The organism is Tautonia plasticadhaerens (genome assembly GCF_007752535.1).
Taxonomy (GTDB): domain Bacteria; phylum Planctomycetota; class Planctomycetia; order Isosphaerales; family Isosphaeraceae; genus Tautonia; species Tautonia plasticadhaerens.
The window spans coordinates 4,350,060-4,375,211 of record NZ_CP036426.1 but is presented as its reverse complement, the minus strand read 5'-3'; the positions used below and the strand labels follow the sequence as shown (position 1 = coordinate 4,375,211).

Here is a 25,152-nt window from a genome sequence, read left to right as displayed (position 1 = left end):
CCCATCGGTTTCATCGAACCCGTATTTCGATCGCTCATGGGAGGTCACTGCCCTGCACTCAGGAAGAACCCGCCCCTCGCCAGGGGCGGACGCCGAACGGGATCGCCCATCCGGAGGGGTTCCGAGGACGAATCGATGACTCAGTTCGGACCCGACCCGACCGGGCATCTCGCCGAAAGGCCGGATCAGCCGGGTCCCCGGAGGACCGTCCGGAACATGACGTCGATGAAGATCCGCAGCGGCCGGGGGCTCTGGAGGGTCTTGGCCCTCAGGAGCGACCCCTGCCAGCCGTCGGTCAGCAGCTCGGCCAGGGCCCGGGCGTCGAGCTCGGCGGGCAACTCGCCCAGCCCCCTGGCTTCCTCCAGGCAGGAGGCGACCCGGACGGTCCAGGCGTCGAACGCCTCCGAGAGCCGGCGGCGGAACGTCTCGCTCTGCTCGGCCAGCTCCTGGCTCAGCTTGCCCACCAGGCAGCCGCTCCGGCATCGGTCCCCCTCGAACCGCTCGGCGGCCGCCTCGAAGTAGCGTCTCAGGCGGACCAGGGGCTCGATCGCTCGATCCTCCAACGCCGCCTCCAACGCCCGGTCCGACTCCTCGACGAAGGAGTCGACCACCGCCAGGCCGAAGTCTTCCTTGCTGCCGAAGTAGTAATAAAACGAGCCTTTCGGCACCCCGGCCGCCTTCAACACCGCGTCCAGCCCGGCGCCACTGTAACCCTTCTCGAGGAAGACCCGACGTCCGACCTCCAGCAACGCCTCCCTGGTTTTCTCCCGATCGCCCATCGTCCCCTCCCGGGGGCCAGGCCCCCGTTCCCTGGCCTCATAATAGACCGGTCGTCTAGTCCGTCAAGGGCCGGGCCGACCGGAGGTCCGGCGGCACGACCGGGAGGCCGATCATCCGATCTTCACCGCTTCGTGATACCATCCGGATCGAGCCCGGGGCCACCGGCAGGACCCGTGGGGAATCGACGTAACCCAGAGGCAGACACCGTGACTCGCATCCGACTGGGCCGAATGGCCGTCCTGCTCGCCCTGGCGGCACCCGCTTCCGAGGCCTCGACTGCGGCACAGGACGCGCCGAGGCAGGACACGCCGAGGACTGCCACCGGCGTCGTCTTCCACGATCGAGACCGAGACGCCGAGCGGGACGATGACGAGGAGGGGGTGCCCGGCGTCAAGGTCTCCAACGGCCGGGAGATCGTGGCCACCGACCCCGAGGGGCGATACGAATTGCCCGTCGACGACGACACCATCCTCTTCGTGATCAAGCCGCGGGGCTGGATGACCCCGGTCAACGGGGACAACTTGCCCCGGTTCTACTACGTCCACAAACCGGAAGGCTCCCCCCAGTCCCGCTTCCCCGGCGTCGGTCCGACCGGCCCCTTGCCCGGCTCGGTCGACTTCGCGCTCTCCCCCCAGGCCGAGCCGGAGGTCTTCCGGGCCCTGTTCTTCGGCGACCCGCAACCGAGGGACGTCAAGGAGGTCGAGTACTTCGCCCACGACGTGATCGAGCCGATCCTCGGCGAGGGGATCGACGCCTCCTTCGGCGTCACCCTGGGGGACATCGCCTTCGACGACCTCTCGGTCATGGAACCCCTGAACCGGGCGATCGCGCTGATCGGCATCCCCTGGTACAACGTCATCGGCAACCACGACCTGAACTACGAGGCGGCCGACGACGCGCACTCCGACGAGACCTTCGAGCGTATCTATGGCCCCTCCTACTACGCCTTCGACCACGGGCCGGTCCACTTCCTCGTGCTCGACGACGTCACCTGGTTCGTCCCCGAGGGCGAGGGCCGGGGCCGCTACAAGGGCGGCCTGGGCGACCGGCAGATGGACTTCATCCGCAACGACCTGGCCATGATCCCCGAGGACCAGCTCGTCGTGCTGATGATGCACATCCCGCTCGTCGACGTCGAGGACCGCCACGAGCTCTACCGGCTGATCGAGAAACGCCCCTTCTCCCTCTCCGTCTCGGCCCACACCCACTACCTCGAACACCTCTTCATCGGCGAGGAGGACGGCTACCGGGGCGAGCAACCGCACCACCACGTCGTCAACGTGACCGTATGCGGGAGTTGGTGGGGGGGCGCCCCCGACGAATTGGGGATCCCCCACACCACCATGAGAGACGGCGCCCCTAACGGCTACTCGATCTTGACCTTCGACGGCCAGACCTATGACATCGAGTTCCGGGCCGCCAGACGCCCCGCAGACCACCAGATGACCATCTTCGCCCCCGAGGAAATCTCCTCCTCCGAGTCCGGCGAAACCGAGGTGCTGGTCAACGTCTTCAACGGCTCGGACAAGTCCGTCGTCGAACTGGCGTTCGGCGACGACGGGGAATGGACGCGACTGCCTCGCGTCGCCGCCGAGGACCCCTTCTACCGACGGATGAAGGACCTGGAATCCGGAGAGAATCCTCCCCCGGGCCGGCGCCTCCCCGACGTGATCAAGTCTCCCCACCTCTGGCGCGGTACCCTCCCGGTAGGCCCCGAGGCGGGCACCTACCCGATCCGGGTCCGGACGATCGACCAGTTCGGCAAGATCTATGAAGACCGGCGGATCATCCGGATCCGCTGACCCGGTTCGCTCCGCAGGCCGGTGTCATCCGAGTTCGCATGGCCCCGGCCCTCCCCCCCGACCGCCTCTCATCGCCGGCCCCGGGCAACCCCGTTCGAGCTACCGTCTTGAAGTGGCTTTCCCCGACGGCTATGATGATTCTTCACCGCGAGCGAGATTCACATCGCGTCGCCCTCCTAGCTCAATTGGCAGAGCAGCTGACTCTTAATCAGCGGGTTGAAGGTTCGAGTCCTTCGGGGGGCACTCCAGAACCCCGTCACGGAAACGTGGCGGGGTTTTTTCGTATCTTCATGTCGCCAAAGCCATTTCCGTAGCCGATTCCGACAGCTTGCGGCGATTGCGACGGCCCAATCTTGCCCCCTCGTTCCCGCCGTGCGCAAAATGTGTTGCGCGAAGTGTTGCGCTGGCTGGTCGGGAGGTCGGGGCCATGTCGAGCCGGTTGCCCATCCGCAAGTTCATCAAGGTCTGGATCAAGAAGCGGAAGAACAACCGCCTGAAGGACGGCAGCCGCACCACCAGCTACACGCTTGAGTGGGTGGAATTCGGGCGACGGCGCTTCCAGTCCCTCGGCAAGCATGCATCCGCCACCTACGCCCGCCAGGCCGCCGCCGACCTGGAGAAGGAACTCAACGCCCCCGACCGGCGCGAGAGCCTCGACCCGATCACCTGGGACGACTTCCAGAAGAAGTACCTCGATACCCACTACCCCGGCCACGACCTGCCCCCGGCGGGACGCAAGGAGGCCGAACGCGCCTGGGGCAAGAGCCTCAAGTCGATGCTCGGGGAGCGGCGGGTCCTGAAGGACTTCGGGCGGATCGCCCAGCCGGGCTGGTGCCACGAGATTGCGGGCGATGTCCGGGAGACCTACGTCCAGAAGCGGCTGGTTGAGGTCCCCTCGGCCGATAGCGTCAACGCCGACCTCCGGCTCCTGCGGCTGTTCTTCAACGTCCTGGAGGACTGGAAACACCGCCCGGAGGATTCGAACCCCTTCTCCGGGCGGGGGCGGGCCAGCGTGGGCGCGAGACAGAAACGTGCCAAGCAGCGGATCATGGAGGCGAAGCCCAAGCACTTCACTCGGCAGCAGATCGTCGCCCTGCTCGACCAGGCTGACCGGGAGGTCGCCGAGCGGCCGGAGGACTGGGGTCGCCGCCGGCTCCAGGCCCTCGTCTACTTCGCCGCCTACACCGGGGCGCGGATCGGCGAGGTACTGCACCTGGAATGGGACGAGATCGACTGGGAGGCGGGCATCGCCTGGCTGAACTTCAAGATCGAGCACGATCTCAAGACCGAGGGCGCGGCCGCCCCCATTGGGCTACCCGACGCCCTGATCGACAATCTCCGTGACTGGGAGCGACACCGGACGTGCCGCTGGGTCTTTCCGAACGCGAAGCAGAAGCCCTGGGTCACGAGCACGCCGGGCTACAAGCCGCTCGACCAACTCAAGGCCCTGGCCGGGCGGGCGGGCATCGACCATGCGACATGGAAGATGTTCCGCCACTCGATGACGACCCACGCCAAGCAGTGGTTCGGACTGTCTGCCGAGCAGGTCAAGTCGCAGCTACGCCACACGACTACCGAGACCCAGAAACACTATGACCAGCACGACAAGGAGAACCTGCGGGCAATGGTCCGAGGGCTCGACTTCCGTCGGTGATGTCAGCGGCGCCCACGGCCCCGCTTCCGCAGTTCCTCCTCGGCAGTCGGGATGATTCGGCTGGAGGCGAAGTCCCGCAGATCGACGATGGCGTAGACGAATCCCCGCTGATTGCCGACCTGGACCGCCCTGATCTTCCGGGCTTTCCGGAGGTGATCCAGTGCCTCCGACGTGATCCCCAGGAAAGCGGCGGCGTCCTGGGGGGAGAGGAACTCCGGCGGCACGGGGAGGGGGCGTTGGACAAGGCCGAGATGCTGGTCGAGGAAGCGATCAACCTGATCCTCGCAGAGGCGAATGGCGCCGTCGGGCCAGCGGAGAGGCCGCAGGCCGAGGCCGAGGAGTTGCTCGAACTGCTCCACGGTGATCTGGAAGTGATCGCAGAATTGCTCGACCGTCCAGACCCGACCAACGCCCTTCCGCCCCACGGGACGCAGGAACTCAAGCGTCTCGCCCTCCTCCAGGACGTGATCCTCACCGACTTGCTCGCCGTCAACGAACGTCGTCGCCCCGGGGGCGATGTTCAGGGAATCACGCAGATTCGACCGCACTCAGGAGACCGTCCTCCCCCGGATGGGGAGATTCTGTTCGTTCGCCCCCTGGACACAGCGGACGCATTCTCCGGTTGCCCCCATTGGTTCCTGGGCCACACGAGGCCCGATCCTGCCCCCCACTCGACCGCTCGTGATCACGCCTCGGCTCCGTCGATGCCCAGGACCTCCTCCATCCCCAACCATGATGGTAGAGGGGACCCGGCAGGTTGTAAACCGATCCCAGTGGCCCCGGCCTCGGGGATGTCGTCCGTGCGAAACCATCACGATGGGGCGAGCGGCTCGCCCCCCCATTCCGACAGGCCCAGTTTCCTGGCGACCTCGGCATCCTCGACCGGATACACCCCCTCCCTGGGGGTGACCAGCCGCTCGAACGGAGAGGCGGCATGGGCACGCTGCTCCCGGACGAACCCCGTGATGTCCTCGATCTCCATCGCCCACTCCTCGACATAGCGGGACAGGGCCTCGCCCCGGAGCCCAAGCTGGATCGCCCGCCGTTGGAGCGGCTGCCCCGAAGGCCCGTGGTCCGGGTCCCACTGGAGCCGCACGTCCGAGCGGGCCACGGCCTCCTTCCACGCCGCCTCGGTGCCGTAGACCTCGGGGCAGGAGGAGGAGTGGACGGCCAGCCGGAGCACCTCGTCGAAGCCGGACCGACTCAGCCGGATGGCCAGGACGACCTCCTGGTCCGGCTTGGTCGCCCAGCCGCAACGGTACATCATCCAGAGGAAGTTCGGCTTGATCCAACTCATCCGGCCCAGGCTGAACCCGCCGCCGAGGCGGCCGTGCCGGGCGGCGAAGTGCCCGATCCCCGGGCAGAATGCCTGGTAGACGACGACCGAGCCGGCGTCGTGCTGGGCCAGGATGTGGCGTCCGGAACGGGGCCAGCGGGCCTGCTGCTCCAGGTAGGGCTCGGTGTCCAGGATCATGGGTCGCATCTCCCCGTCCCGGTGCAGTCGGATCGCCCGCTTGCATGACCCATGGATAGACTGCGACCGTGACCTCTTGGTTCGGCGCCTCGGCAGTTCCCGAGGGCGGCATCTTGGTCCAGCCAGGTCTGGTAGGATGCAAGTCATCGTGGCGGATCGACTCGGACCGGCCGGACATGAGCCCGGAGCCCTCACCCCATGCCTGGCCGGCGATCCCCGATGGCGCCGGGGAGGCGGTGCGGTGGTCGGCGGATCGCTACCTGCGGATGATCTGGGCCGAAGGGGACGGGGCATGAACTCCGCTCCCCGAAGTCGGCGAACTACCCTGAACCGGCTCGCCCTGCTCGGCCTGACAGTGGTGCTTGGGATCGGCTCCCGCCGCTTCGGCGACTCCTTCCCGGGTTTCGTGGCAACTTATGCCGGGGATACCCTCTGGGCGACGGCGGCGTTCCTGGGGCTCGGTCTGTTCCTGCCCAGGGCCTCGACGAGGAATGTCGCCGCCCTGGCGTTGCTCGTCTCCGTAATGGTCGAGGTCGGCCAGTTGTTCCACGCCCCCTGGCTCGACACGATCCGCAGGACGACCCTCGGCGGGCTCGCCCTGGGCCACGGCTTCCTCTGGTCCGACCTGGCCTGCTATGTCGTCGGTGTCGGCCTGGGCGCGGGGATCGAGGCGATCTGGAGGTTGCAGGCGTACTCAAGCAAAGGCATCAGTCGGGTGTGAGCGGAATGCCGACTGGGCCGGCTACTCGCTGATGTCCTCGCCTTGGAGGTCGGCCCGGTACGAGGGTACGTCCCGCTGGGTTAATAACCGGTGTGGATGCGAGCGGAGGGGCCGGCGGTCGACCCTGGGCTTTGGCTAATTCGGGGGGCAGGCAGGCCATCCGGACAGGGAGCGCCGTTCGCCACTCAAGGGTACGTCGTAACACCAGTTGATAGCGACCGTCGTCTCGGCGTTGTCGGTTCGTGTACTCGCTGCCTGGAATCCTTTCCTACGGCCCGCGCCACCAGTGGAATCCTTGCCACAAGATATAGCGACAATCAATTATTTCACAATCCATAGAGACTAAGAGGCTCCGGCCGGGCTGAGTAGAACAGACAACCGGGCCGGCTTGATAACCCAACAGGAGTTGCATTTCGGGGAAATTGCCGTTGGTAATAGCCCCGGCGAAAGTTGGGTCCCCTCAGTCCCCGTCGACATCGAGCCTCGGATACACGGGCCCACGGGCGGCATAAGTCTCGATGGCGGGACTCCTCCGACGCGACGGGCCACTGGCATCGTTTAAGATGTCCTCGGCGCCCGGCTCGCCCGGCTGGCATCCCGGAGCCATCCCCCGATCAACATCCTCAAAAGCACGAACCAGCGATGAGGCATCCCACCCGATGGCGACCCGCATCCCTGCTCTCTTCCCGGCGATCTTCCTCGGCCTCATGATCGGCTCCGCAGCGGCCCGTGACGCTTCCGGAACGGATGATCCGGCGCCGGAGATGGACCCCGCATCGGCCGGGGCGATTGTCATCCGGGACCAGCCAGGCTGGCCCGTGGTCTTCGAGATGGGCCTCGGGGACACCTACAACCTCTGGTGGCCCTCGGGCGACGGCCCCGTCGAGCGGACCGTCCGGCTGGTCTCCGTCGCCGAGCACTGGGAGACCGATCTCTGGATCGAGGACAACGACCGCCGTGAGACGCTCCGGATGGCCGAGGTGGTCGTCGAGGTCGATGGGGTCCGGGCGACCCTGCTTGCCCGGCCCCACCAGATGCCGGTGGTCGTCAACGGCCTGCGGCTCTATGTCGAGGCCACCCGCACCTGGGCCACCGAGGCCCGGATCGAACCACTGGCCTGGCGGGGCGGCGACGTGCGGCTCTCTGCGGTGGCCGAAGGGGAGCCCTGGGGGCCCGAGGACCTGCGTTTCCCGATCGGGGAGTATCGCTGGCGCTCGGCCTCCTATAACAACACCTGGCTGTCACTGGTCCCCTACAACCTCCTCTACTACCACCGGGGCGAGGAACTCGGCGCCATCCCCGGCCGGCTGCCGGTGGTCGCACTGACGGGCGGCACCGTCGTCGTCGCCCCGCCGCCCGGCGGCGACGGTGACTCGAACTACCTGGCGATCGAGGCGCCGTCCGGGATGCGGGTGCTCTACGCGCACATGGACATCGAGACGATCGACCCGGCCCTCGTCGTCGGGACCGAGGTGGAGGCCGGGCGGGTGCTGGGCCGAACCGGCATGACCCGGGACGGGCGCAAGTCGCAGGTGCGCGACCACCACCTGCACGTCGAGCTGCAATACGGCCGGACGAACCTGAGCACCTACCCGTTCCTGGTCGAGGCATACCTGCGGGACTACGACGACCCATCGCTCGCCGTCGCCGGCGGCTACCACTTCGGCCTGCCGGGTCAGACGATCCGGCTGGATGGGAGCCGGAGCCTCGCCCGCCAGGGTCGGGAAATCGCTGAACACACCTGGCGCCTGCACGACGGTCGGGAGGTCCACGGCCCGGTGGCCGAGGTCCGCTACGACCGCCCGGGGCTGTACAGCGAGACGCTGGTCGTCCGCACCGCCGACGGCGCCGAGGACCGGGACCACGCCCAGGTGCGCATCTACGACCCGGGGCGGGGTCGGCGGATGGCCTTCGGCTGGTTCTACCATGCCCCGGTGCGTGGCATCCGGCCCGGCGACGAGGTGACGTTCGAGAACCGGCTGGTCCGGGCCGGTGAGGATGTGCGGATCGACTTCGGCGACGGGTCGGAGCCCGAGGCGATCCGGGACCTCGCCCGCCATGCGTACCGGGGGCCGGGGCGCTACGAGGCGGTCCTGCGGGGGACCGGGCCGGGCGAGGAGCCGGTGGAGGTGCGGATGGAGGTGGTCGTCGAGGGGCCGTAGCTGGCCCTCCTCGTGCGACGGCATCCCTGCTCCAGACCGGCCGTGGCGACCCCTCGGCAGCCGACCGAGCCGATGGATCGCATCCATCCGGGACCGCATCCCGAACCCTCGCCCGCTGCGGCGGGTCTCCTGGGCAGGGCGGCGAACGCCGTCCCGGTCGAGATACGGAGGTCCCCATGAGCACGCTGGTCGTCGAGGTCTGCGAGGTCAAGGCCGTCCATCCGCATCCCAACGCCGACGCCCTGGAGTTCATCACCGTCAAGGGCTGGCAGGTCATCGTCCAGAAGGCCCTGGCCCTGAAGCCCGGCGACCGGGTGGTCTACTTCCCTCCCGACACGGTGATGCCCCAGGAGCTTGCCGAGCGGCTGGGCATCGCCAAGTACTTGGCGCCGCTGCCCCGGGAGATCGACGACAGCCGCAAGCCGGGGCTGCGGGTCCGGGCCGCTCGGCTGCGAGGCCAGCCCAGCTACGGGACGATCGACCACGCCGTCGATCCGGCCTGGGAGGTCGGCCGGGACGTGCGGGAGCACTACGGCGTCACCAAGTTCGAGCCGCCGGTGCGGCCGACCGACGGCGATTCCCCGCCGCCGATCCCGTCGTTCCACCGCTACACCGACATCGAGAACATCCGCAACTTCCCCGACGTGCTCGTGCCGGGCGAGGAGGTGGTCATCACCGAGAAGCTGCACGGCAAGAACTGCCGCCTGGGCCTGGTGCGGGTCGCCGACGAGGCGGGCGAACGATTCGAGTTCGTGGCCGGCTCCAACGACGTGCGCCGCAGGCCGGTGGACGCCAAGGGAAGGCCCTCTGACTTCTGGTTGCCGATGACTGAGGCGGTGAAGGGCCTGCTGGGACACGTCAGCGAGGGCCAGCGGAGTGTCGTTCTCTTCGGCGAGTTGTACGGCAGCAGGGTGCAGGACATGGCCTACGGGATGGCCAACGGCGCCAAGGGGTTCCGGGCCTTCGACCTCGCCGTGGACGGCACGCACCTCGGCCACGACGAGAAGGCGGCCCTGCTGGGTCGATTCGGCATCGAGGCGGTGCCGGTGCTGTACCGGGGGCCGTTCTCGTGGGAGGTCGTCGAGGAGCACACCTACGGGCCGACGACGATGTGCCCGCCGGAGGATGCCGGCCGGTTCGCCGGGCGGGAGGGCTGCGTCGTGGTGCCGGTCCGGGAGCGATACGATGCCACCCTGGGCGGCTCGGGTCGGGTGATCCTCAAGTCGATCTCGGCGGACTACCTGGCCCGCAAGGGCGGCACCGACGAGCACTGAGGGTCGGGCGAGGGGCCGTCGCCCTCGCCCGATCCCGACCAGGGGGGCAGGCATGAACCGGAACATGATCGTCACGGGCGGCTGGTCGAACGACGAGGCGCGCACCCTCTACGAGGCGGGCTGGCCGGGGGAGCCGGAGGTCCGTCGGCGGTACAAGGCCGGCGAGCAGTGCGGCGGCTGCTCGTACTATGCCAAGTTCAACTCCGACTGGGGCCTCTGCTGCCACCCCGCCTCCCGGCACCGCCTGGAGACCGTCTTCGAGCACTTCACTTGTCCGGTGCAGGTTAACGAGGGCTGGGGGCCGCACAGCTTCTCCGACGATTTGGACTTCCACTGCCGTTGCCAAGGGGAGCCGTTGCCCGATCGGGGCGATCCCGGGGAGGGGACAGTAACGTGAGGCCCCGGGACGATTCGCACCATACCACCGTTCCGGCTTCGTATGCCCGATCGGCGAACGCCCACGAGGCTGATTCGGGCCTCGATGGGCGTTTGCGCGTCGTGACTGGGCTGCGATCTCACCGCTTCACCCAGAGGACCTCGGTCCGGCGGGTGTCCTTGCAGTGATTCGAGGACGAGCAGCGGACCTCCTTCTCGTGGCGTACCCAGCCGGGGGCTCCGGTCAGGCACCCATCGTAGAGGTCGCTGGGATACCCGGAGATCGCCACGGAGCAACGGCACCTGAGCAGGCGTCTGAGCAACGCTTCGTGGTCGGGTTCGGACATCTCGCGAATGCCGTAGTTGTGGACCGTACGGCGAGTCGCATGTAGGTAGGGCGGGTCGAGGTAGAGGACGACGCCCTCCTCGTCGATCTCGTCGATCAGGCCCAGGGCGTCTCTCTGGCTGAGGTGGACGCCTTTGAGCCGCGCGTGGAAGGCAGGCAACTCCTCGCATGCCGAGAGCAGGGCCGAGAGGGACTCGGGCATCGAACGGCGGTAACGGGACGAGGTGACGACCGATGAGGTATCCCCGTTCCGACCGATCTTCTTCAACACGAAGAAGAGGCCGGCGGCGACGGACGGGTCCTGCTCGGCCTTGTACCGCTCCTTGAGATGGCGGTAGGTCTCCTTGACCCGGGTGTTGTCGTCGTCCAGGTCGAGCGGAGCCCAGAGATGCGACAACTCTGAGCAGGCTTCGTCAGCAACTCTCCGTATTACCTGGAAGGAACCCGGGTCCTGGAGTTGCTCGAAGAACCGCATGACCTCGGGGTCGAGGTCGTTGAGCCATTCTCGCCCGGCCTTGGGCCGGTTGAAGAGTACGGAGGCGCCCCCGGCGAAGAGTTCGGCGTAGGATCGGCCCTCGGGAAGGAGCCCCACGATCCACGGTGCCAGCGGGGCCTTGCCTCCGTAATGCTTCAGCGGCACCGGTTTCTTGACCACGTTACCCGACCGGAAGGTCTTGCGTTGCGGCGTAGCGCGACGGGGTTCGATCCCCAGGGTCGGAGCACCATGAGGGTACTCTGATGTGACGGCGGGAAGGTGGTCGACGACGCCGACTTCTGGTAATCCTCCTCGATCCCGAAGCATCCAGGAGGATCGCCATGACCGCCGCCCAGGAACTCTCCATCGCCCACCACTTCGCCGAGTTGACCGACCCCCGGATCGACCGCTCCCGCCTCCACGAACTCCTCGACATCATCGCCATCGCCATCTGTGCGGTCGTCGCCGGGGCCGCCTCCTGGGACGACATCGAGGACTTCGGCAACGCCAAGCTCGCCTGGCTGAGCACCTTCCTGGACCTGCCCAACGGCATCCCCTCGCACGACACCTTCCGCCGCCTCTTCGAGCGGCTCGACCCCGACGAGTTCCAGCGGGGCTTCCTCGGCTGGATCGAGGCGCTGCACGAGGCGACCGAGCGGCAGGTCGTCGCCATCGACGGCAAGGCCCTCCGACGCTCCTTCGACCGGGCCAGGGGGAAATCGGCCCTCCACATGGTCCATGCCTGGGCCACGGCCAATCACCTGCTGCTGGGCCAGGTCGCCGTGGACGAGAAGTCCAACGAGATCACCGCCATCCCCGGGCTGCTGGAGATGCTCTCGATCGCCGGGGCGATCGTCACCATCGACGCCATGGGGTGCCAGAAGGAGATCGCCCGCACGATCCGGGGCCGCAAGGCCGACTACGTCCTGGCGTTGAAGGCTAACCACGAGCACCTCTTCGAGCAGGTCGTGGCGTTCTGGGACGGGGTCAGTCCCCGGCTGATGAGGGGGCCGGAGATCGGCTACCACCGGGAGTGGTCCGAGGGCCACGGGCGGGACGAGTTCCGCCGGTACTGGGCGACCTCGGACCTCTCCCGGCTGAAGGGCCGAGAGGAGTGGGAGGGCCTGCGGAGCGTGGTGATGATCGAGGCCGAGCGGTTCATCGGCGACAAGTTGAGCGTGGAGACGAGGTACTACCTCAGCAGCCTGGAGAATGACGCCAAGCTGTTGAACGAGGCCGTCCGGAGCCATTGGGCCGTAGAGAACTCGCTGCACTGGGTCCTGGACGTGACGTTCGACGAGGACCGGAGCCGGATCAGGAAGGAGAACGCCCCGGAGAACTTTGGGCTGCTGCGTCGGCTGGCGTTGTGCCTGCTGAAGAAGGAATCCACCTCCAGGCGAAGTATCAAAGGGAAGCGACTGCAAGCTGCCTGGGACGATGGCTACCTGCAACGAGTATTGTGCGGAAATGCCGAAAATTAGGTGCGTTTGCCCTGGTTCGATCCCCTCGCCGCCCGTCAATCGGCGGTGGTCGGGTTCAGCGAATTCGAAGACCTGACGACGCGATCCGTCGGGCCGGTCGATCGTCAACGAGACCGGGCAATACTCCGAGTTGGCCGCCCAGGTCGAGCGGGCAATTCGCTCGGCGAACGACTCAGGTCGCTCGCCGGCACGGAGCATGGCCTGGCTCTCGATAGAGATGGAGTGCTCCTCCGTCCACCACCCCTCTACGGGTATCTCCCAGGAGGCGGTCCTGGAGATCGCATCGACCACGGGGTCGATTCGGCCGGCCGAGATGCCCGTGACCTCGGCCTCGATCGTGTAGTAGCTGGTCAGCATTGCTGAGTCCCTTCGTTTGCACGACATCGTGCGTTGTGCCGCCTTCGGGGCGGCCAGGCCATTCCCTTGAAGACTCCTCCCGAGCCTCCTGTTGATTGATAGGTTATGAGCTCGACTGGTGCAGATTTCGCGGGCCCGCCTCGGCGGTAGCATGGGGAGTTGAACCGGCTTCCCACGGCCACCGACCGAGGAGGGACCCGCCATGATCCTACCACCCGAGGCCGGGCCGCTGCTGCAGGCCCTCGGCCCCGCCTTCACCCGGCCGACCTTCGCCCGCTTCGTCGTCCTGCTTGGCGCCGCCATCCTGACCGCCGGGCGTCGCACCGTCGCCAACCTGCTGAGGACGGCCGCGCCCCTGGCCTCCGGCCATATCACGACCTATCGGCGCGTCCTCTCCTCGGCCTCGTGGTCGGTGATTCAGCTGGCCTGCGGCCTCACCCGGCTGGTCCTGACGCTCGTGCCCGCCGACCGCCCCGCCCCCCTGGTCGGCGACGATACGGTCGAGAGCCATCCCGGCCGCAAGGTCTACGGCAAGGCCCGGCACCGCGACCCGGTCCGCTCCAGCCACGGATACACCGCCTGGCGGTACGGCCGCAGGTGGGTCGTGCTCGCCGTGCTGGTCCGCTTCCCCTGGGCCACCCGCCCCTGGGCCCTGCCGGTGCTCGTCGACCTGTATCGCTCGGAGGAGGATGACCGGGCCCGCCGCCGCCCGCATCGCACGCCGGCGCAGGTCATGGCCACGCTGCTGCGCGTGATGCTGCTGCGGTTCCCGGAGCGGCGGTTCGTCTTCGTCGGCGACGCCGGCTACGGCGCCCACGAACTGGCCCGGTTCGCCCGCCGCCATCGGGGCCGCTTGACGCTGGTCAGCAAGCTCCACCCCGAGGCCAACCTGTTCGACCCGCCCCCGCCGTACCGGGGCATCGGTCGGCCGCCGGTCAAGGGCGCCCGGCGTCCCAAGCCGAGCCAGGCGTCGGCCGCCGCCGAGCTGCGGACCGAGACGGTCGCCTGGTACGGCGGCGGGGAGCGGTCGGTGGGGGTCGCCCACGGTACGGGCCACTGGTACAAGGCGGGCGGGGGGCTGGTCGAGATCGCCTGGGTCTTCGTCCGGGATCAGACCGGGACGCATCGCGACGAGTACTTCTTCAGCACCGATCCGGGCATTAGCCCGGTGGCGATGGTCGAGGCGTACACCGGCCGCTGGAACCTGGAGACGACCTTTCAAGAACTCCGCTGCCACCTCGGGCTGGAGACGACTCGGGGCTGGTGCCGGCGGACGGTCCTGCGGGCGGCGCCGTGCCTGTTCGGCCTGTATACAGTCGTGGCCTTGCTGTATCAGGCGCTGCCGGAATCCAAGCGATCGTGCGGCGTGGACTGGCCGGGCAAGGCCGGGGTAACGTTCTCCGATGCGCTGACGGCGGTGCGTCGCTGGCTGAGGCGGGAGTGGGTTTTTCCACAGGCCGGGGGAGCGGCGGCCATCGAGGAACTCCCCGCGCCGCTACAAGGCGTCCTGTTCTACGCCCTGGCCCCGGCGGCGTATCCCCACAAATCTGCATCAGTCGAGATGAGATCGTGCTCGGGCGAATTTCGTTGTTGAAACCGATTACCCGAACTGGGGTTGGCGGCAGGCTGGTCGGTCGATCGAGCGGCCCGGAGTCGTGGGGACACGGCCCCGGACGGCTTCCTTCGTGTGCCCGGCCCCATCCGGCTGCGGCAATGGAGCCGTGGAACTGTCTTATGATGCAACATCCAATAGAAGCAGGCAGGCGACTAGCACGCACAAGGGTTGGCGAGTTCGACTCGGAGCGATGCGGTCACACCGGCCCCCAACTGGGTTGGTTGTCCGGTTGCGAGGACGAGGGAACCCGGGGGCTCAGTCGCTAAATCTGCAACCCGCTTGTCTTCATTTTAATCTTCATGCGATTGTATTCATGATACTAGAAAATTTGGCAAACTGGCCTTCCCAGGATCGGTGGAATCGGTAGGATCATCCTTGTCGGCGGCAACGAGGCCGCCGGACGGGCGACGAAGCCCCGATCTACCTCGATTGACCAACATGGATGACGATGACAACGCGAACGAAGGAATCGGTCACGACATGGCTTGTCTTCGCCTTGGGCGGCCCCGACGAGCCGCTTGGCGAGATCGCCGCACCGACCAAGCAGGAGGCCCAGGCATTCGCTGAGGGCCGCTGGACCGGCCCGGTCGATGTGGTTCCCTCGAAGCTCTATGCCTCGATCCAGAACCGCCTGGAGCGGAGGATCGCCCGCAACCCCTGGCTCCTTGCGTACCATGAGGCGGGGCACGCTGTCGTCGGACGCCGGTGGTTCAGCCTGGGGTACACGACGATCGTGCCCCACGCCTTCTCCCGCGCCGGACGGTACGACCCAAATCAGGACTCGACGGGAACCACCGCCTTCGTCGGTACCCGGATCGGATGACGTTACTCCGTCAGCACCCTTGCCGGACCGCTGGCCGAGTTCCGGTACGCCGGCCGCAACAACTGGAAGAGGGTGGTCGGCTCGGATCGGGCCGTCATCGAAGCCATCGGCCCGGGGCTGGATCGGCTCAAGGCCCGTACCCGACGGTACCTCGACTTGCTCTGGCCGCAGATCGAGATCGTCGCAGGAGCCCTCGTCGAAGAACGTCATCTCTGCGGGGATGAGGTGGCCCACCTGCTGCGCGACTTCCGCACGCCTCGACGGCTGACGTGTCCGGGACCCTTCTTCATCCCCGGTCTCTCGGCGGCGATGGCGATCCCCGAGCCCCGATGACGACCCGCTGGGGCCGGTCAGGCAAGGGCAAGGCCCGTGGGGAGGTTCCCTGCGGGCCTCCGTCGTTCTTCGGCCCTCCTGCTCGGAACTCCAGGGTTTGAACGATGGTACAGGCCGAGCCCCCCAAGCCGATGGTCACCAATTCGCCCAGGCATCGCCGTCGCCAGCCCGAAGCCGTGCTCGAAGCGGAACGGCGGTTCCTGGCCGACTTCACCGAAGAGGACCGGGCCGATAATCCAGACCCCGTAACGGACGAGTGGTACGCCCTCTATGGCACCAGAAAGAAGCTACGTCTTCCGTGGCCTGCCTCGCTTACGAGGGATCTTCACGAACCACTTCTCAAGCGACGGCAGGCGGATCACCTCGGCCTCCAACGCCTCCATCTCCTCGGGCTTCAGCCTGACCCCCTTGGCGTAGGTCGTCTCCACCAGGCTGACCACCGGGTGCTTCCGCTTCCAGGTCATCGATCGGGCGAATCCCAACACCGCCTCCACCGAGTCCAGCAGCGACCCGTTCCAGTGCATCTCCAGCACGCCCCAGCACCGCTCGATCGGGTTGTACTTGCTGTGGTACGGCGGGTAGTACGCCAACTGCACCACCAGGCGATACTTGCGGGCGAAGGCCACGATCCGCTTGAGGAACTGGCTCCGCCGGCTGTGGTTCTCCGGGCCGTTGTCCAGGTTGATCACCAGCGTCTTGACCCGCAGGAACCGCAGGCGGACGCCCTCCCACCATTGCTCCAGGCGATCGGCGATGAAGTCGCTGGTGACCTTCGACCGGGCCATGTACAGCCACAGGTCGTCGTGCTCGGGCAGGAAGATGCCGAAGGGGGTCAGCGTCGCCACGGGCTTGAAGTCGTGATCCGCCGCCTTCGTGCCGGTCCGGCTCCGGCCCCGCCGTGAGAAGGGGCCGACATGCACCGTCGCCTTGGCGTCGATCGAGAGCCGCAGGGTGCCCCTGGCCCGATCCGCCTCGGGGTTGACCGCCTTCAGTTGATCGAAGATGGCATCGGTCTGCGGGACTCTTTTTGGGGGCGGCACTTGGCCACCCTGGAGAGGCGATAGCCCAGCAGGTTCAGCTTGGTGTTGATGGTCTGCTGGGTGGGCAACTCCTCGTCGGTGTAGCCCTTCGTGGCGATCAACTGGCGTCGGACCTCGGCGGCACTGATCCGGGTGAAGAGCCCCTTGGTCTGGAACTTGGGGTCGGCCTGGCTCTGCCCGTCGGCGATGCTGCGGATGTCATCGAGGAGTCGGGGCAAGTGCTCCTCGGCGGGCTTGCGACGGCGGGCCGAGAAGGCGTCCACGCAGGTCATGCCCGAGCGGAGTTCGTGCGTGCCCTTGCGGATGGTCTCCCGGCACCAGCCGAGATGCTCCTGGGCCCAGCGTTGTCCACCCCGCCCCATCGCTGCGACGGTCTTGGCCATGAAGACTCGCTTCGGACTGCCCTTGAGGGCCTTGGCGGCATCGATGAGGACGGGGATCATCTCGGGGCTGGGCCGCATCTGCGTATCTCCTTGATCTCCTGGTGCGAAGGTCTCAGGATACGGAAGAGTTTTGTCCTTTCAATCCCCTATGAGGAGGAACTCGACCTCCGGGACACCCTCGCCGCCGAGCACGGACCGATCGCCGATGCCGAGCCGGAACTTTTCGACCTGTACCAGTACCACTTCGTCTGGCCGCGCCTCGGCGACCGGAGGTCCAACCTGACGATTGTTGAGCGGAAGGGCCACAACGAGTCCTGGAAGACCCTCGTCGTCGAGCACCGTGGGAAGGTCCGCTTCCGGGTCGAGCGGCACCTCGACCAGGCCCGGTACTGGTATCACACCGTCTGGCGGAAGCCGAACGTGCGGCCCCGCTATGCCTACTGGCTGGCGCTGCCGCACGGCCCCCGTACCCGCAACGTCACCATCGACCTCGACAACCACGGCAGGCCGCTCGTCACCTTCCGAAAGGGATACCCTAGCATCACCCCCGTCTGGAAGGGTACCAACATCTACCCCCCGGACCCACCGATACTCGAACTGCCGTGCCTCTCTGTCGAGGTGCTCGACAAGGCCCGGCGCCTCCACGCAACCCTCGGCCCCGAGGCCCGCTGGTGCCTCAGTTCGAGGAGCCTCGGTTTCCACGTCATCCTGCCGCTCGATCGGCTGGTCCCATCTGCCACCGCTGTCGACACCGGCCGGCGTTTCGTCACGAGTTCCGGGCTCCCGTCGACGACCGAGGTTTACCCCTGGGGCAACCACGCCCATCGCCTCCCCTTCGGGCTCGACTTCTGCTCGTTCGGCCCGGACGGGCGGCTCCTGACCGGCTTCCAGGATCAGATGCGGATGTACCTGAATGGCCCACCCGCCCCCGAGTGGGACGCGCTGCTGGAGGGCCTGCTCCGGCATTGGCGGGACCTGTACGAGGAGGCCAGCTACCACGTTGTCGGCGTAAGGACATGGCGGGACCTCCACGCCCGGATGAAAGCAACCCGGAAGGACATCGACCGCTGGCGGTCCGGTGGGTCCGTAGCAGTGGCCACCAAGCCCACCCACCAACCCCCGGCTTCGACACCGAGCCCGGGTACTTCCTGCAAGGCCGACGCCCCGCCCGACTGGATCGCCTACGTGGGGAACCTGAAGGCGAAGGAGAGGCACTACTGGCTGGCCCTCGTCCAAGACCTGGCGATCAACGGCCTGCCCTGCGACGACTGCATCGACAGGGCAGGCCGGGAGCTTGGCCGGTTCCTGATCCACGTCCAAGGCTTCGAACCCGTGGAAGCTGCCGAGTTGGTCTACCGCTGGGCCGAGGCCAAGTCGAACGGGTACATCACCCGGCTCCAGAACGGCAAGGCCAGCGACGTACAGGGCCAGGTTCGGCGGATCGTCAATCACGTCGCCAACGAGGAAGACTTCGGCGGCCGACTTGCCAGGATGCGTTCCAAGATCACCAGCGGCCGGTACCGCAACCCCATCGACCTGCCGGCCTTGATGGGGGCTCCTTCATCAGGCCGGACATCGACCCCCTCATCCCCACCAGGGAGAGAAGAAGAAAGAGTTATACTTGTTGAGCCACCTACGACACAACAGGCAATTGAGGCAGGCTGGACAAAGATCGAGCAGCGAATGTTGCCGTACCAGCCCAAGCGGCTCAATCAGCGGCAACGCTGGTGGGCGACCGTCCGCTCGATCGTGAATCTCTTGGAGGCAAACGGAGGAGAGGCTCCGATCTCCAAGGCGTTGCAGTCCCAGCTTGCCCCGGGAAGCAATGGGAAGACGACGAAGGCCATCCACGACGCGCTCGTCGCCGCCGGGGTCCTCGGCAAGGGCCGGAGGCGGTACGCCCAGGCGACGGTCTACACCCTGCTCGCCCCCTGCGTCACGTCAACTCCCCCGGGAACCTGAGCAGTTCGGCGTGGAAGGCCGCCGGGTCGCTCATGGAGGGGGCGTGGCTGCCGCCGGGGATGACGACCTTGCGGCCCGATTTTACCCCTGTACGAGTCGGTCGCCTTGCTCTGGAGATGCCACCTTGGCTTGGCTCATGGGGGCGGGTCGCAATCGCAACTGCCAGGAGGCCGGCTCGGTGACCTCCGCTACCGCATCGACCGCCAGTCCGGGAGCCCTTGCTTCATCCGCCTGGTCGCCGTCGTCGGGCTGAACTTCTCGGGGTCGAACGTGCCGCCGGCCCACTCCAGAAGCTCGTCGTGCTCCTCGTGGTCGCGGTCGGCGATGGCCTGGAGGAAGTCGGCGTAGCCCCAGACCCCGCCCACGTCCTCGGGCGGGCACGCCCCCTCGCCCTCCAGGCAGATCGGGTGCTTCTCCCCCGGCGCGGCGGTCGGGCGTCCCTCGAAGGTGACCTCGTGCCGCCAGCCGTCGCCGAAGTCATACTCGTACTCGAAGGACAACAGGCCGTCGTCCCGGGGCAGGATGGCGCTCAGCAGGGTCGTGGTGGAATCCCGGTACTTCATCTCGCCGAAGTTCTCGGCCATCAGCATGGGGTCGCCGTAGAGCGTGCCGCCGATGCGGAAGTGGTGTAAATGCGAGTTGGTCCAGCCCATGGCCGCCTGGATGTGCTCGTGGAGCTTGTCCAGGGTGCCATCCCTCACCCGGATGCGCCTCCAGATCGGCGGCCGGATTTCCAGGAGGGTGATCTTGAACTGGAAGAGTTCCCTGGTCGCCGTGGGAGGTTGCTTGACCCAGGCCCATTCGGTCCGGATGCCCAGTTCCCGGCGGATCAGGTAGTACAGGGGGTTGCTGATCTCGCCGGGATGGCCCGCCTTCCGCCACCGCTGATTGACCTGGCGGTAGTCGAGGTCCGGGTTCCTGCCGAGGACCCTGCGGAGGAAATCGGATTTCGTCTCCGGCTTCTCGGCCTTCTTCTTGGCCATGTCTCCCTCCGGTCATGCCAGGGGTGGTCCGGCGCCACCATTTCGACTCGGGTCGATCCCCGGTGATCACCGACCGGGGCCTTCGGCGGTCGCCTGGGCTGCCCGGATCGCCTCTTCGGCCCACGACAGCAGCGCCTCGGGATCGTCCAGCACGTCCGGGGGCACCTCGTAGTAGGACTTGAGCGTCTGCCGCTCGTCGGGCCGAAACGGACCCATGCCCCTGGCCACGTAGTCCGGCTGCGACTGCTCGTCCACCTTAAGGTAGAGGCGCTCGTCGTGGAGGATGCCGAAGATCAGGCCGTCCCAGTAGATGCCGTGCCCCCCGAAGAAGCGGCGGCTGGTGACGGCACCCAGCGGGCTCAGGCGCTCCAGTAACTCATCGACGCCGATCATCACGACGACCCCGGCTTCAGCGACCTCGTGGCGATGAACGTCGGGAGATACGCCCCCAGGAGCGATTCGGGGTCGGCATCCTCGTAAAAGCCGACCAGGGCGAAACCGGCCTCGATCTGCCCCCCGATCTGGTCCCCCAGCGTGTGACCGAAGGCCAGCGGCTCGTCCCGATCGGCGAGCCGCCGCCGATCCTCCTCCCCGAGGCTGGCGAGGTCCGAGTATGGGATCGTGTGGGCGACCCGGAACTCGCCCCGCTCCCGGGCGAACTCGTCGAACAGGTAGAGCACCGGGTTGGCGAAGCCGGAGAGCATCGTGCCGCCGGGCCGAAGCACCCGGAACGCCTCCCTCCAGACCGGTCGCACGTCGGGGGCGAATCCGTTCGAGCAGGGGTGAACGATCAGGTCGAACCGCCCCCCCGGGAACATGCCGAGGTCGGCCATGTCCCCCTCGACGGGCGCCAGGTCCAGGCCCTCTCGGTCGGCGACCAGGCGGTCCCGGGCAAGCTGGTTCGGGCTGTTGTCGAGGACGGTGACCTTCGCCCCGGCGGCGGCGAGGATCGGCCCCTGCTGGCCCCCACCGCTCGCCAGGCAGAGCACGTCGAGGCCCGACAAGGGGGGGAACCAGTCGTGGGGGACCGCCCTGGTCGGGGTCAGGACGATCGACCAGTCGCCCCGACGGGCGCGGGCGACCTCCTCCGGGCCGACCGGCACGATCCAGCGGTTGCCCCGCTCGACCTGGCGATCCCAGGCGTGGCGGTTGTAGTCCAGGATGTCTCGGTGGCCGTCCATCGTCGTCCCCGGAGGATTCCCGTCGCCCCCCGATTCTCCACCCGGGCGAGTGGCGGGTCAAATCGTCGATGGGACGGGGAACCTCGGCGCTTGCTCCCCCGACGTATCGGTCGTACCCTGCCGAATCCGATCACGGAGTCACGTCGGGTGGAACGCATGCCGAGGCGGAACCGGGTCACCCCGCATGGCGAGATCGTCGCCGTCCCCGCGCGGGGCACGCTCATGGGCAACCGGGGGGTGTTCCATGACGCCAAGGGGCAGATCAGGCGGCCCTGGGCGCTGCGGCGGTGGATTCTCTGCGTGCTGGCGTTCAAGGGCCGCTGCCGGCAGGTCATGGCCCCAGGGCGGTACACGGAACTGTTCTTCGTCGACGAGGCAACCGGCCTGGCGGCTGGCCACCGGCCCTGTGCCGAATGCCAGCGGGCCAGGTACAACGCCTTCCGGGACGCCTAGCCTCGGGGAATCCGGGGCGATGGGCGGGCGACATCCCCAAGGCCCTTGAGATCGACGACCGTCTCCACGCCGACCGGCTCGGCCCCGGTGGCGCGAAGCGGACCTACGAAGCAAACCTGGACGATTTGCCGGACGGGGTATTCGTCGCCCCGGAGGCGCCGGACGAAGGAGGCTATCTGCTCTGGGACGGCCACCTGATGGCCTGGTCACCGGGGGGATATCGGGACCGGATTCCACGACCGAGGGGGGCGGTCGTCAATGTCCACACCCCGAGATTGACCGTGGCGGCGATCCGGGCCGGCTACGTCCCCATGGTCCATCCCTCTGCGGTCTCGGCATGATCGCCGAGGCAGCATCGGGCCTGGCTGGTCCTCATGGCGTCAGCGCGCGTACAACTCCAGCGGCAGGCCGTCCGGGTCGGCGAAGAAGGTGAACCGCTTGCCGGTGAACTCGTCGGCCCGGATCAGCTCGACCCGAATCCCGTTGCCCGCAAGCTCGGCGACGGCCTCGTCGAGGTCGGCGACCTCGAAGGCCAGGTGCCGCAGTCCGCACGCCTCCGGGTAGCTGGGCCGGGCGGGCGGGTCCGGGAACGAGAACAACTCGACCTGGGTGCCGTCGGGCAGACGCAGGTCGAGCTTGTACGACCCCCGGGCCTCCCGGTAGACCTCCGAGAGGACCTCCAGGCCCAGCGTCTCGGCGTAGAACCGCCGGGAGGTCGCATAATTGGAGCAGATGACGGCGACGTGGTGGGTCCGCAGCAGCTTCATGATCCTGCCCCGTGGCGATCGTCCTGGGTGCCCCGAGAGATGGTCCCGGTTGCCGGTCGGGGCCGCAAGCTCACTTCCTTGCCACCCCCCGGTACATCGAGCCGAGCAGCCGGGGCGTCCGCTCCAGCAGGAAGCGGCCCACCTCGACATGACCGAAGGGCTGGCCCCGGACGACGGCCTCGACATCCAGGTCCAGGCGGCAGCCGTCGGCCAGCCGCCGCTGCATGGGGGTCAGCCTCCGCTGCCATCGCCGCACGCCGGGATCGTCGCCTAGGCCATGCTCCAGGAAGAGGAACCGGCCCCCGGGCCTGAGCACCCGGCAGACCTCGGCCAGCGCCCGACCGACCTCGGCGATGCTGCACAGCGTCCAGGTGCTCACCACGCAGTCGAAGGTCTTGTCCTCGAAGGGCAACGCCTCGCCTCCAAGCACCCTCCGGTCCACCTCGATGCCGCCCTCGTCGATCCTCCTCCTTGCCAGCTTGGTCATGCCGGCGTTGGGATCGACGGCGGTGATCCGCCGGATGTGCTCGGGGTAGTGCTCCAGGTTTAACCCGGTCCCGAAGCCGACCTCCAGGACATCCCCGCCCACATCGGCCAGGAACTCGCCCCGGAGCCGCGCCATGTCGGGCCGCCGCATAGCCCGGTCGCACAGCCGGGGGAAGATGTGGCGCGAGTAGAGACCCATCGCCCTCCCCGTGTGTCTATGCGTCGGAGGACGGGCACCGCAATGCCATCCAGGTCCAGACGGAAGCCGGTGCCCCGTTTCGGCGATGCTCCTTCTTCGAGCAGGGCCCGTCGAGAGTCATCCTCGATTTCCGATCGGAAATCGGCAACACCCACTCTGTTATTCCGTCGGACCGAGGGGCGATCAAGCCCGACTCAAGGAGGGCACCATGGCTCAGTTGAAGAAGATGGATCAGGCGGTGGAAGTCGAGGACGAGGAGGTCGCGTTCCTCACGGGTTGGCAGCCGATGACCGGGATCACGGGCAAGGACGTGGACGAGTCGGTGCGGGTCAACCGGCTGATCGGCGCGGTCCCCGGCCAATGCTGGTTCAACGCGCGTCGGGTCGTCCAAGGGCTGGTCGGCTACGCCGACGCCTCCTACGTCGAGGGCATCGCCGTCCTGAACGGTGGCCAACTCCTGGAGCACGGCTGGGTCTGTCGCCCCGACGGGATGGTCATCGACCCGACCCTTCCGACAGCCGGCGGGGCCTATTACCCCGGCCTGGAATTCCGGGGACGCCCGGGGATCGAGGCATTCCTCGGCACGCCGGAGGGCCGCCGGTGCAAGAGATCGCCGTTCTACTATGCGTTCGGTTGGGGCGGTCGGGATAGCCCCGGGATGCGCCGGGCGTGGGAACAGAGCCGGGACCACCTCAGAGCACTCTTCCCGGCGGCGTTCGAGGCCGACGTGTGACGGAATCCCCATACGGCTGGACTGGCGACCACACCTCATCGCGTATCCGGGGGGCTCCGATGTCGGCGGGGAGGCCCGGGGCCGACCCCCGACTACGCCGGCTCGTTGGCCTTGCCGGGCCGGTCGCTCCCGGGTAGCTTGCCCGACCTTTCGAATTTCGACCACGGGTCCGACGCCCCGACGCCGCCTGCCTGCGGGCCTCGGCCCCCGGTCCGACCCGCTCCCGGAGGGCCCATGGCCACCGACGATCCGTCGCCCCAGGACCGCATGCTCCAGGTCATCCTCGGCTTCCGGGCCTCGCAGGCGATCCACGCCGCCGCCCGGCTGGGCCTGGCAGACCACCTCCACGAGCGGCCCCGCACCGCCGAGGAACTCGCCGAAGCCACCGGCACCCACGCCCCCGCGCTGGCCCGGCTGCTCCGGGCGCTGGCCACTGCCGGAGTGTTCCGGCGGGACGGCGACCGCTACGCGCTGACGCCCCTGGGCGAGACCTTCCGCACCGGCACCCCCGGCTCGATGCGGGCCATGATCATGGCCGTGCTGGGCAACGAGCACTACCGGGCCTGGGGCGGGCTGCGCTACAGCGTCGAGACGGGCCGGACGGCCTTCGACCACATCCACGGCATGCCCGTCTTCGACTACTACGCCAATAACCCCGAGGATGCGGCCGTCTTCAACGACGCCATGACCGCCGGCTCGGCCGCCGTCGAGGCGGCGGTCCTGGACTCCTTCGACTTCGCCCCATACCGCAAGGTCGTCGATGTCGGCGGCGGTCACGGCGGCCTGCTGGCGGCGATCCTCAAGGCCAACCCGGGGGCCGAGGGCGTCCTCTTCGACGCCCCGCAGGTCGTCGAGGGAGCGACGGGCCGGCTGGCCGCCGAGGGGCTCTCGGGCCGCTGCCAGGTGGTCGGCGGCGACTTCTTCGAGGCGGCCCCCGAGGGCGGCGACCTCTACGTCCTGAAGTGGGTCGTCCACGACTGGGACGACGAGCGGAGCCTGGCGATCCTGAAGAACATCCGCCGGGCGATGGCCGAGGGCGGTCGGCTGCTGCTGGTCGAGTCGGTGCTGGGCGAGGGCGAGGGGCCGTCGTTCGGGCACTTCGGCGACCTGAACATGCTGGTGATGACCGGCGGCAAGGAGCGGACGGAGGCCGAGTTCCGGGCGCTGCTGGCCGGGGCGGGCTTCGCCCTGGCGAGGGTCCAGCCGACGCGCTCGCCGGTCGCCCTGGTGGAGGCCGAGCGGGCGGGAGCCGGCCTGGCGGCGGCCTGAGCACAAGGTCCGGTCCTCGCCCGC

General features: G+C 67.9%; 24 protein-coding genes and 1 tRNA gene. 15 read left to right on the top strand and 10 right to left on the bottom strand.

The features are described from left to right. Window positions 1-185: 185 nt before the first annotated feature. A complete protein-coding gene (locus tag ElP_RS17660) occupies window positions 186-779 on the bottom strand; it encodes a TetR/AcrR family transcriptional regulator (protein WP_145271474.1) in 594 nt (197 codons plus the stop codon). A 207-nt stretch (window positions 780-986) separates the two neighbouring features. Here ElP_RS17660 and ElP_RS17655 point away from each other — a divergent pair, with 207 nt between their 5' ends. From ElP_RS17655 to ElP_RS17645, 3 genes are all read left to right on the top strand, one after another. Beyond that, entirely contained in the window at window positions 987-2,582 is a 1,596-nt protein-coding gene (locus ElP_RS17655) for a calcineurin-like phosphoesterase C-terminal domain-containing protein (protein WP_231749165.1), read from the top strand. A 170-nt stretch (window positions 2,583-2,752) separates the two neighbouring features. Then, window positions 2,753-2,825 (top strand) — tRNA-Lys (locus ElP_RS17650). 184 nt (window positions 2,826-3,009) lie between these two features. Beyond that, window positions 3,010-4,236, top strand: coding sequence for a tyrosine-type recombinase/integrase (locus ElP_RS17645; protein ID WP_145271472.1), 1,227 nt, complete (start codon window positions 3,010-3,012; stop codon window positions 4,234-4,236). 2 nt (window positions 4,237-4,238) lie between these two features. On the opposite strand, the gene ElP_RS17640 is transcribed toward ElP_RS17645, so the two are convergent. Together ElP_RS17640 and ElP_RS17635 are read right to left on the bottom strand one after the other, a co-directional pair. Continuing rightward, on the bottom strand, window positions 4,239-4,784 hold the full coding sequence (locus ElP_RS17640) for a helix-turn-helix domain-containing protein (protein ID WP_145271471.1): 546 nt from the start codon (window positions 4,782-4,784) through the stop codon (window positions 4,239-4,241). Between the two features lie 263 nt (window positions 4,785-5,047). Next, window positions 5,048-5,710 (bottom strand): DUF4291 domain-containing protein, encoded by a 663-nt coding sequence (locus tag ElP_RS17635; protein WP_145271469.1) that lies wholly within the window; start codon window positions 5,708-5,710, stop codon window positions 5,048-5,050. Between the two features lie 292 nt (window positions 5,711-6,002). Between ElP_RS17635 and ElP_RS17630 the strand changes: the two genes are divergently transcribed. From ElP_RS17630 to ElP_RS17615, 4 genes are all read left to right on the top strand, one after another. Then, the gene (locus ElP_RS17630; RefSeq protein ID WP_145271467.1) at window positions 6,003-6,431 is read left to right on the top strand and encodes a ribosomal maturation YjgA family protein; all 429 of its coding nucleotides are present in this window, start codon (window positions 6,003-6,005) and stop codon (window positions 6,429-6,431) included. A 764-nt stretch (window positions 6,432-7,195) separates the two neighbouring features. After that, entirely contained in the window at window positions 7,196-8,593 is a 1,398-nt protein-coding gene (locus ElP_RS17625; RefSeq protein ID WP_145271464.1) for a PKD domain-containing protein, read from the top strand. Between the two features lie 176 nt (window positions 8,594-8,769). Further along, window positions 8,770-9,867, top strand: a complete 1,098-nt coding sequence (locus tag ElP_RS17620) for an RNA ligase (ATP) (protein ID WP_145271462.1) — start codon at window positions 8,770-8,772, stop codon at window positions 9,865-9,867. A 52-nt stretch (window positions 9,868-9,919) separates the two neighbouring features. Further along, a complete protein-coding gene (locus ElP_RS17615; RefSeq protein WP_145271460.1) occupies window positions 9,920-10,264 on the top strand; it encodes a hypothetical protein in 345 nt (114 codons plus the stop codon). Between the two features lie 118 nt (window positions 10,265-10,382). Here ElP_RS17615 and ElP_RS17610 read toward each other — a convergent pair whose 3' ends face one another. Further along, on the bottom strand, window positions 10,383-11,228 hold the full coding sequence (locus tag ElP_RS17610; protein ID WP_197446146.1) for a DNA adenine methylase: 846 nt from the start codon (window positions 11,226-11,228) through the stop codon (window positions 10,383-10,385). Window positions 11,229-11,404: 176 nt separating this feature from the next. On the opposite strand from ElP_RS17610, the gene ElP_RS17605 reads away from it, so the two are divergent. The 4 genes from ElP_RS17605 to ElP_RS17590 all read left to right on the top strand — a co-directional run bounded on the left by ElP_RS17605 (window position 11,405) and on the right by ElP_RS17590 (window position 15,672). Continuing rightward, complete coding sequence (locus ElP_RS17605) at window positions 11,405-12,544, top strand: ISAs1 family transposase (protein ID WP_145271456.1); 1,140 nt, start codon at window positions 11,405-11,407, stop codon at window positions 12,542-12,544. A 559-nt stretch (window positions 12,545-13,103) separates the two neighbouring features. Beyond that, window positions 13,104-14,495 (top strand): IS701 family transposase, encoded by a 1,392-nt coding sequence (locus ElP_RS17600; RefSeq protein WP_145271454.1) that lies wholly within the window; start codon window positions 13,104-13,106, stop codon window positions 14,493-14,495. 469 nt (window positions 14,496-14,964) lie between these two features. After that, window positions 14,965-15,339: a hypothetical protein gene (locus ElP_RS17595; RefSeq protein ID WP_145271452.1), complete on the top strand. Its 375-nt coding sequence runs from the start codon at window positions 14,965-14,967 to the stop codon at window positions 15,337-15,339. Window positions 15,340-15,411: 72 nt separating this feature from the next. After that, on the top strand, window positions 15,412-15,672 hold the full coding sequence (locus ElP_RS17590; RefSeq protein WP_145271450.1) for a hypothetical protein: 261 nt from the start codon (window positions 15,412-15,414) through the stop codon (window positions 15,670-15,672). A 287-nt stretch (window positions 15,673-15,959) separates the two neighbouring features. Here ElP_RS17590 and ElP_RS41245 read toward each other — a convergent pair. Further along, window positions 15,960-17,173 (bottom strand): ISAzo13 family transposase gene (locus ElP_RS41245; RefSeq protein WP_390834704.1). Its coding sequence is split into 2 segments (ribosomal slippage): window positions 15,960-16,696 and window positions 16,696-17,173, totalling 1,215 coding nucleotides; the frame shifts between segments, so codons are not numbered across the junction. A gap of 12 nt (window positions 17,174-17,185) precedes the next feature. Between ElP_RS41245 and ElP_RS17580 the strand changes: the two genes are divergently transcribed. Beyond that, complete coding sequence (locus tag ElP_RS17580) at window positions 17,186-19,057, top strand: hypothetical protein (protein WP_145271448.1); 1,872 nt, start codon at window positions 17,186-17,188, stop codon at window positions 19,055-19,057. Between the two features lie 188 nt (window positions 19,058-19,245). Here the strand turns inward: ElP_RS17580 and ElP_RS17575 are convergent, their stop codons facing one another. From ElP_RS17575 to ElP_RS17565, 3 genes are all read right to left on the bottom strand, one after another. Further along, window positions 19,246-20,040 carry a plasmid pRiA4b ORF-3 family protein gene (locus ElP_RS17575; RefSeq protein WP_145271447.1) on the bottom strand — a complete coding sequence of 265 codons (795 nt, stop codon included), beginning with the start codon at window positions 20,038-20,040 and terminating at the stop codon, window positions 19,246-19,248. Window positions 20,041-20,106: 66 nt separating this feature from the next. Then, on the bottom strand, window positions 20,107-20,433 hold the full coding sequence (locus ElP_RS17570) for a TfoX/Sxy family protein (RefSeq protein WP_145271445.1): 327 nt from the start codon (window positions 20,431-20,433) through the stop codon (window positions 20,107-20,109). Beyond that, window positions 20,433-21,221, bottom strand: a complete 789-nt coding sequence (locus ElP_RS17565) for a class I SAM-dependent methyltransferase (RefSeq protein WP_145271443.1) — start codon at window positions 21,219-21,221, stop codon at window positions 20,433-20,435. The genes ElP_RS17570 and ElP_RS17565 overlap by 1 nt, the downstream gene beginning before the upstream one ends. Window positions 21,222-21,368: 147 nt before the next feature. On the opposite strand from ElP_RS17565, the gene ElP_RS38295 reads away from it, so the two are divergent. After that, window positions 21,369-21,674 carry a hypothetical protein gene (locus tag ElP_RS38295; protein WP_197446143.1) on the top strand — a complete coding sequence of 102 codons (306 nt, stop codon included), beginning with the start codon at window positions 21,369-21,371 and terminating at the stop codon, window positions 21,672-21,674. Between the two features lie 380 nt (window positions 21,675-22,054). Here ElP_RS38295 and gloA2 read toward each other — a convergent pair whose 3' ends face one another. Together gloA2 and ElP_RS17550 are read right to left on the bottom strand one after the other, a co-directional pair. Further along, window positions 22,055-22,441, bottom strand: coding sequence for an SMU1112c/YaeR family gloxylase I-like metalloprotein (gene gloA2, locus ElP_RS17555; protein WP_145271441.1), 387 nt, complete (start codon window positions 22,439-22,441; stop codon window positions 22,055-22,057). Window positions 22,442-22,511: 70 nt separating this feature from the next. Continuing rightward, entirely contained in the window at window positions 22,512-23,126 is a 615-nt protein-coding gene (locus ElP_RS17550; RefSeq protein WP_145271439.1) for a class I SAM-dependent methyltransferase, read from the bottom strand. A 208-nt stretch (window positions 23,127-23,334) separates the two neighbouring features. Between ElP_RS17550 and ElP_RS17545 the strand changes: the two genes are divergently transcribed. Both ElP_RS17545 and ElP_RS17540 read left to right on the top strand, forming a co-directional pair. Then, entirely contained in the window at window positions 23,335-23,859 is a 525-nt protein-coding gene (locus tag ElP_RS17545; RefSeq protein ID WP_145271437.1) for a hypothetical protein, read from the top strand. Between the two features lie 234 nt (window positions 23,860-24,093). Then, complete coding sequence (locus tag ElP_RS17540) at window positions 24,094-25,128, top strand: methyltransferase (RefSeq protein WP_145271435.1); 1,035 nt, start codon at window positions 24,094-24,096, stop codon at window positions 25,126-25,128. Window positions 25,129-25,152 lie beyond the last annotated feature (24 nt).

What these genes read in the sequence shown, in the direction of transcription:
- ElP_RS17660 (WP_145271474.1), bottom strand. Translation starts at nt 779, where the DNA reads ATGGGCGATCGGGAGAAAACCAGGGAGGCGTTGCTGGAGGTCGGACGT.
- ElP_RS17645 (WP_145271472.1), top strand. Translation starts at nt 3,010, where the DNA reads ATGTCGAGCCGGTTGCCCATCCGCAAGTTCATCAAGGTCTGGATCAAG.
- ElP_RS17635 (WP_145271469.1), bottom strand. Translation starts at nt 5,710, where the DNA reads ATGATCCTGGACACCGAGCCCTACCTGGAGCAGCAGGCCCGCTGGCCC.
- ElP_RS17630 (WP_145271467.1), top strand. Translation starts at nt 6,003, where the DNA reads ATGAACTCCGCTCCCCGAAGTCGGCGAACTACCCTGAACCGGCTCGCC.
- ElP_RS17625 (WP_145271464.1), top strand. Translation starts at nt 7,196, where the DNA reads ATGGACCCCGCATCGGCCGGGGCGATTGTCATCCGGGACCAGCCAGGC.
- ElP_RS17620 (WP_145271462.1), top strand. Translation starts at nt 8,770, where the DNA reads ATGAGCACGCTGGTCGTCGAGGTCTGCGAGGTCAAGGCCGTCCATCCG.
- ElP_RS17615 (WP_145271460.1), top strand. Translation starts at nt 9,920, where the DNA reads ATGAACCGGAACATGATCGTCACGGGCGGCTGGTCGAACGACGAGGCG.
- ElP_RS17605 (WP_145271456.1), top strand. Translation starts at nt 11,405, where the DNA reads ATGACCGCCGCCCAGGAACTCTCCATCGCCCACCACTTCGCCGAGTTG.
- ElP_RS17600 (WP_145271454.1), top strand. Translation starts at nt 13,104, where the DNA reads ATGATCCTACCACCCGAGGCCGGGCCGCTGCTGCAGGCCCTCGGCCCC.
- ElP_RS17595 (WP_145271452.1), top strand. Translation starts at nt 14,965, where the DNA reads ATGACAACGCGAACGAAGGAATCGGTCACGACATGGCTTGTCTTCGCC.
- ElP_RS17575 (WP_145271447.1), bottom strand. Translation starts at nt 20,040, where the DNA reads ATGGCCAAGAAGAAGGCCGAGAAGCCGGAGACGAAATCCGATTTCCTC.
- ElP_RS17570 (WP_145271445.1), bottom strand. Translation starts at nt 20,433, where the DNA reads ATGATCGGCGTCGATGAGTTACTGGAGCGCCTGAGCCCGCTGGGTGCC.
- ElP_RS17565 (WP_145271443.1), bottom strand. Translation starts at nt 21,221, where the DNA reads ATGGACGGCCACCGAGACATCCTGGACTACAACCGCCACGCCTGGGAT.
- gloA2 (WP_145271441.1), bottom strand. Translation starts at nt 22,441, where the DNA reads ATGAAGCTGCTGCGGACCCACCACGTCGCCGTCATCTGCTCCAATTAT.
- ElP_RS17550 (WP_145271439.1), bottom strand. Translation starts at nt 23,126, where the DNA reads ATGGGTCTCTACTCGCGCCACATCTTCCCCCGGCTGTGCGACCGGGCT.
- ElP_RS17545 (WP_145271437.1), top strand. Translation starts at nt 23,335, where the DNA reads ATGGCTCAGTTGAAGAAGATGGATCAGGCGGTGGAAGTCGAGGACGAG.
- ElP_RS17540 (WP_145271435.1), top strand. Translation starts at nt 24,094, where the DNA reads ATGGCCACCGACGATCCGTCGCCCCAGGACCGCATGCTCCAGGTCATC.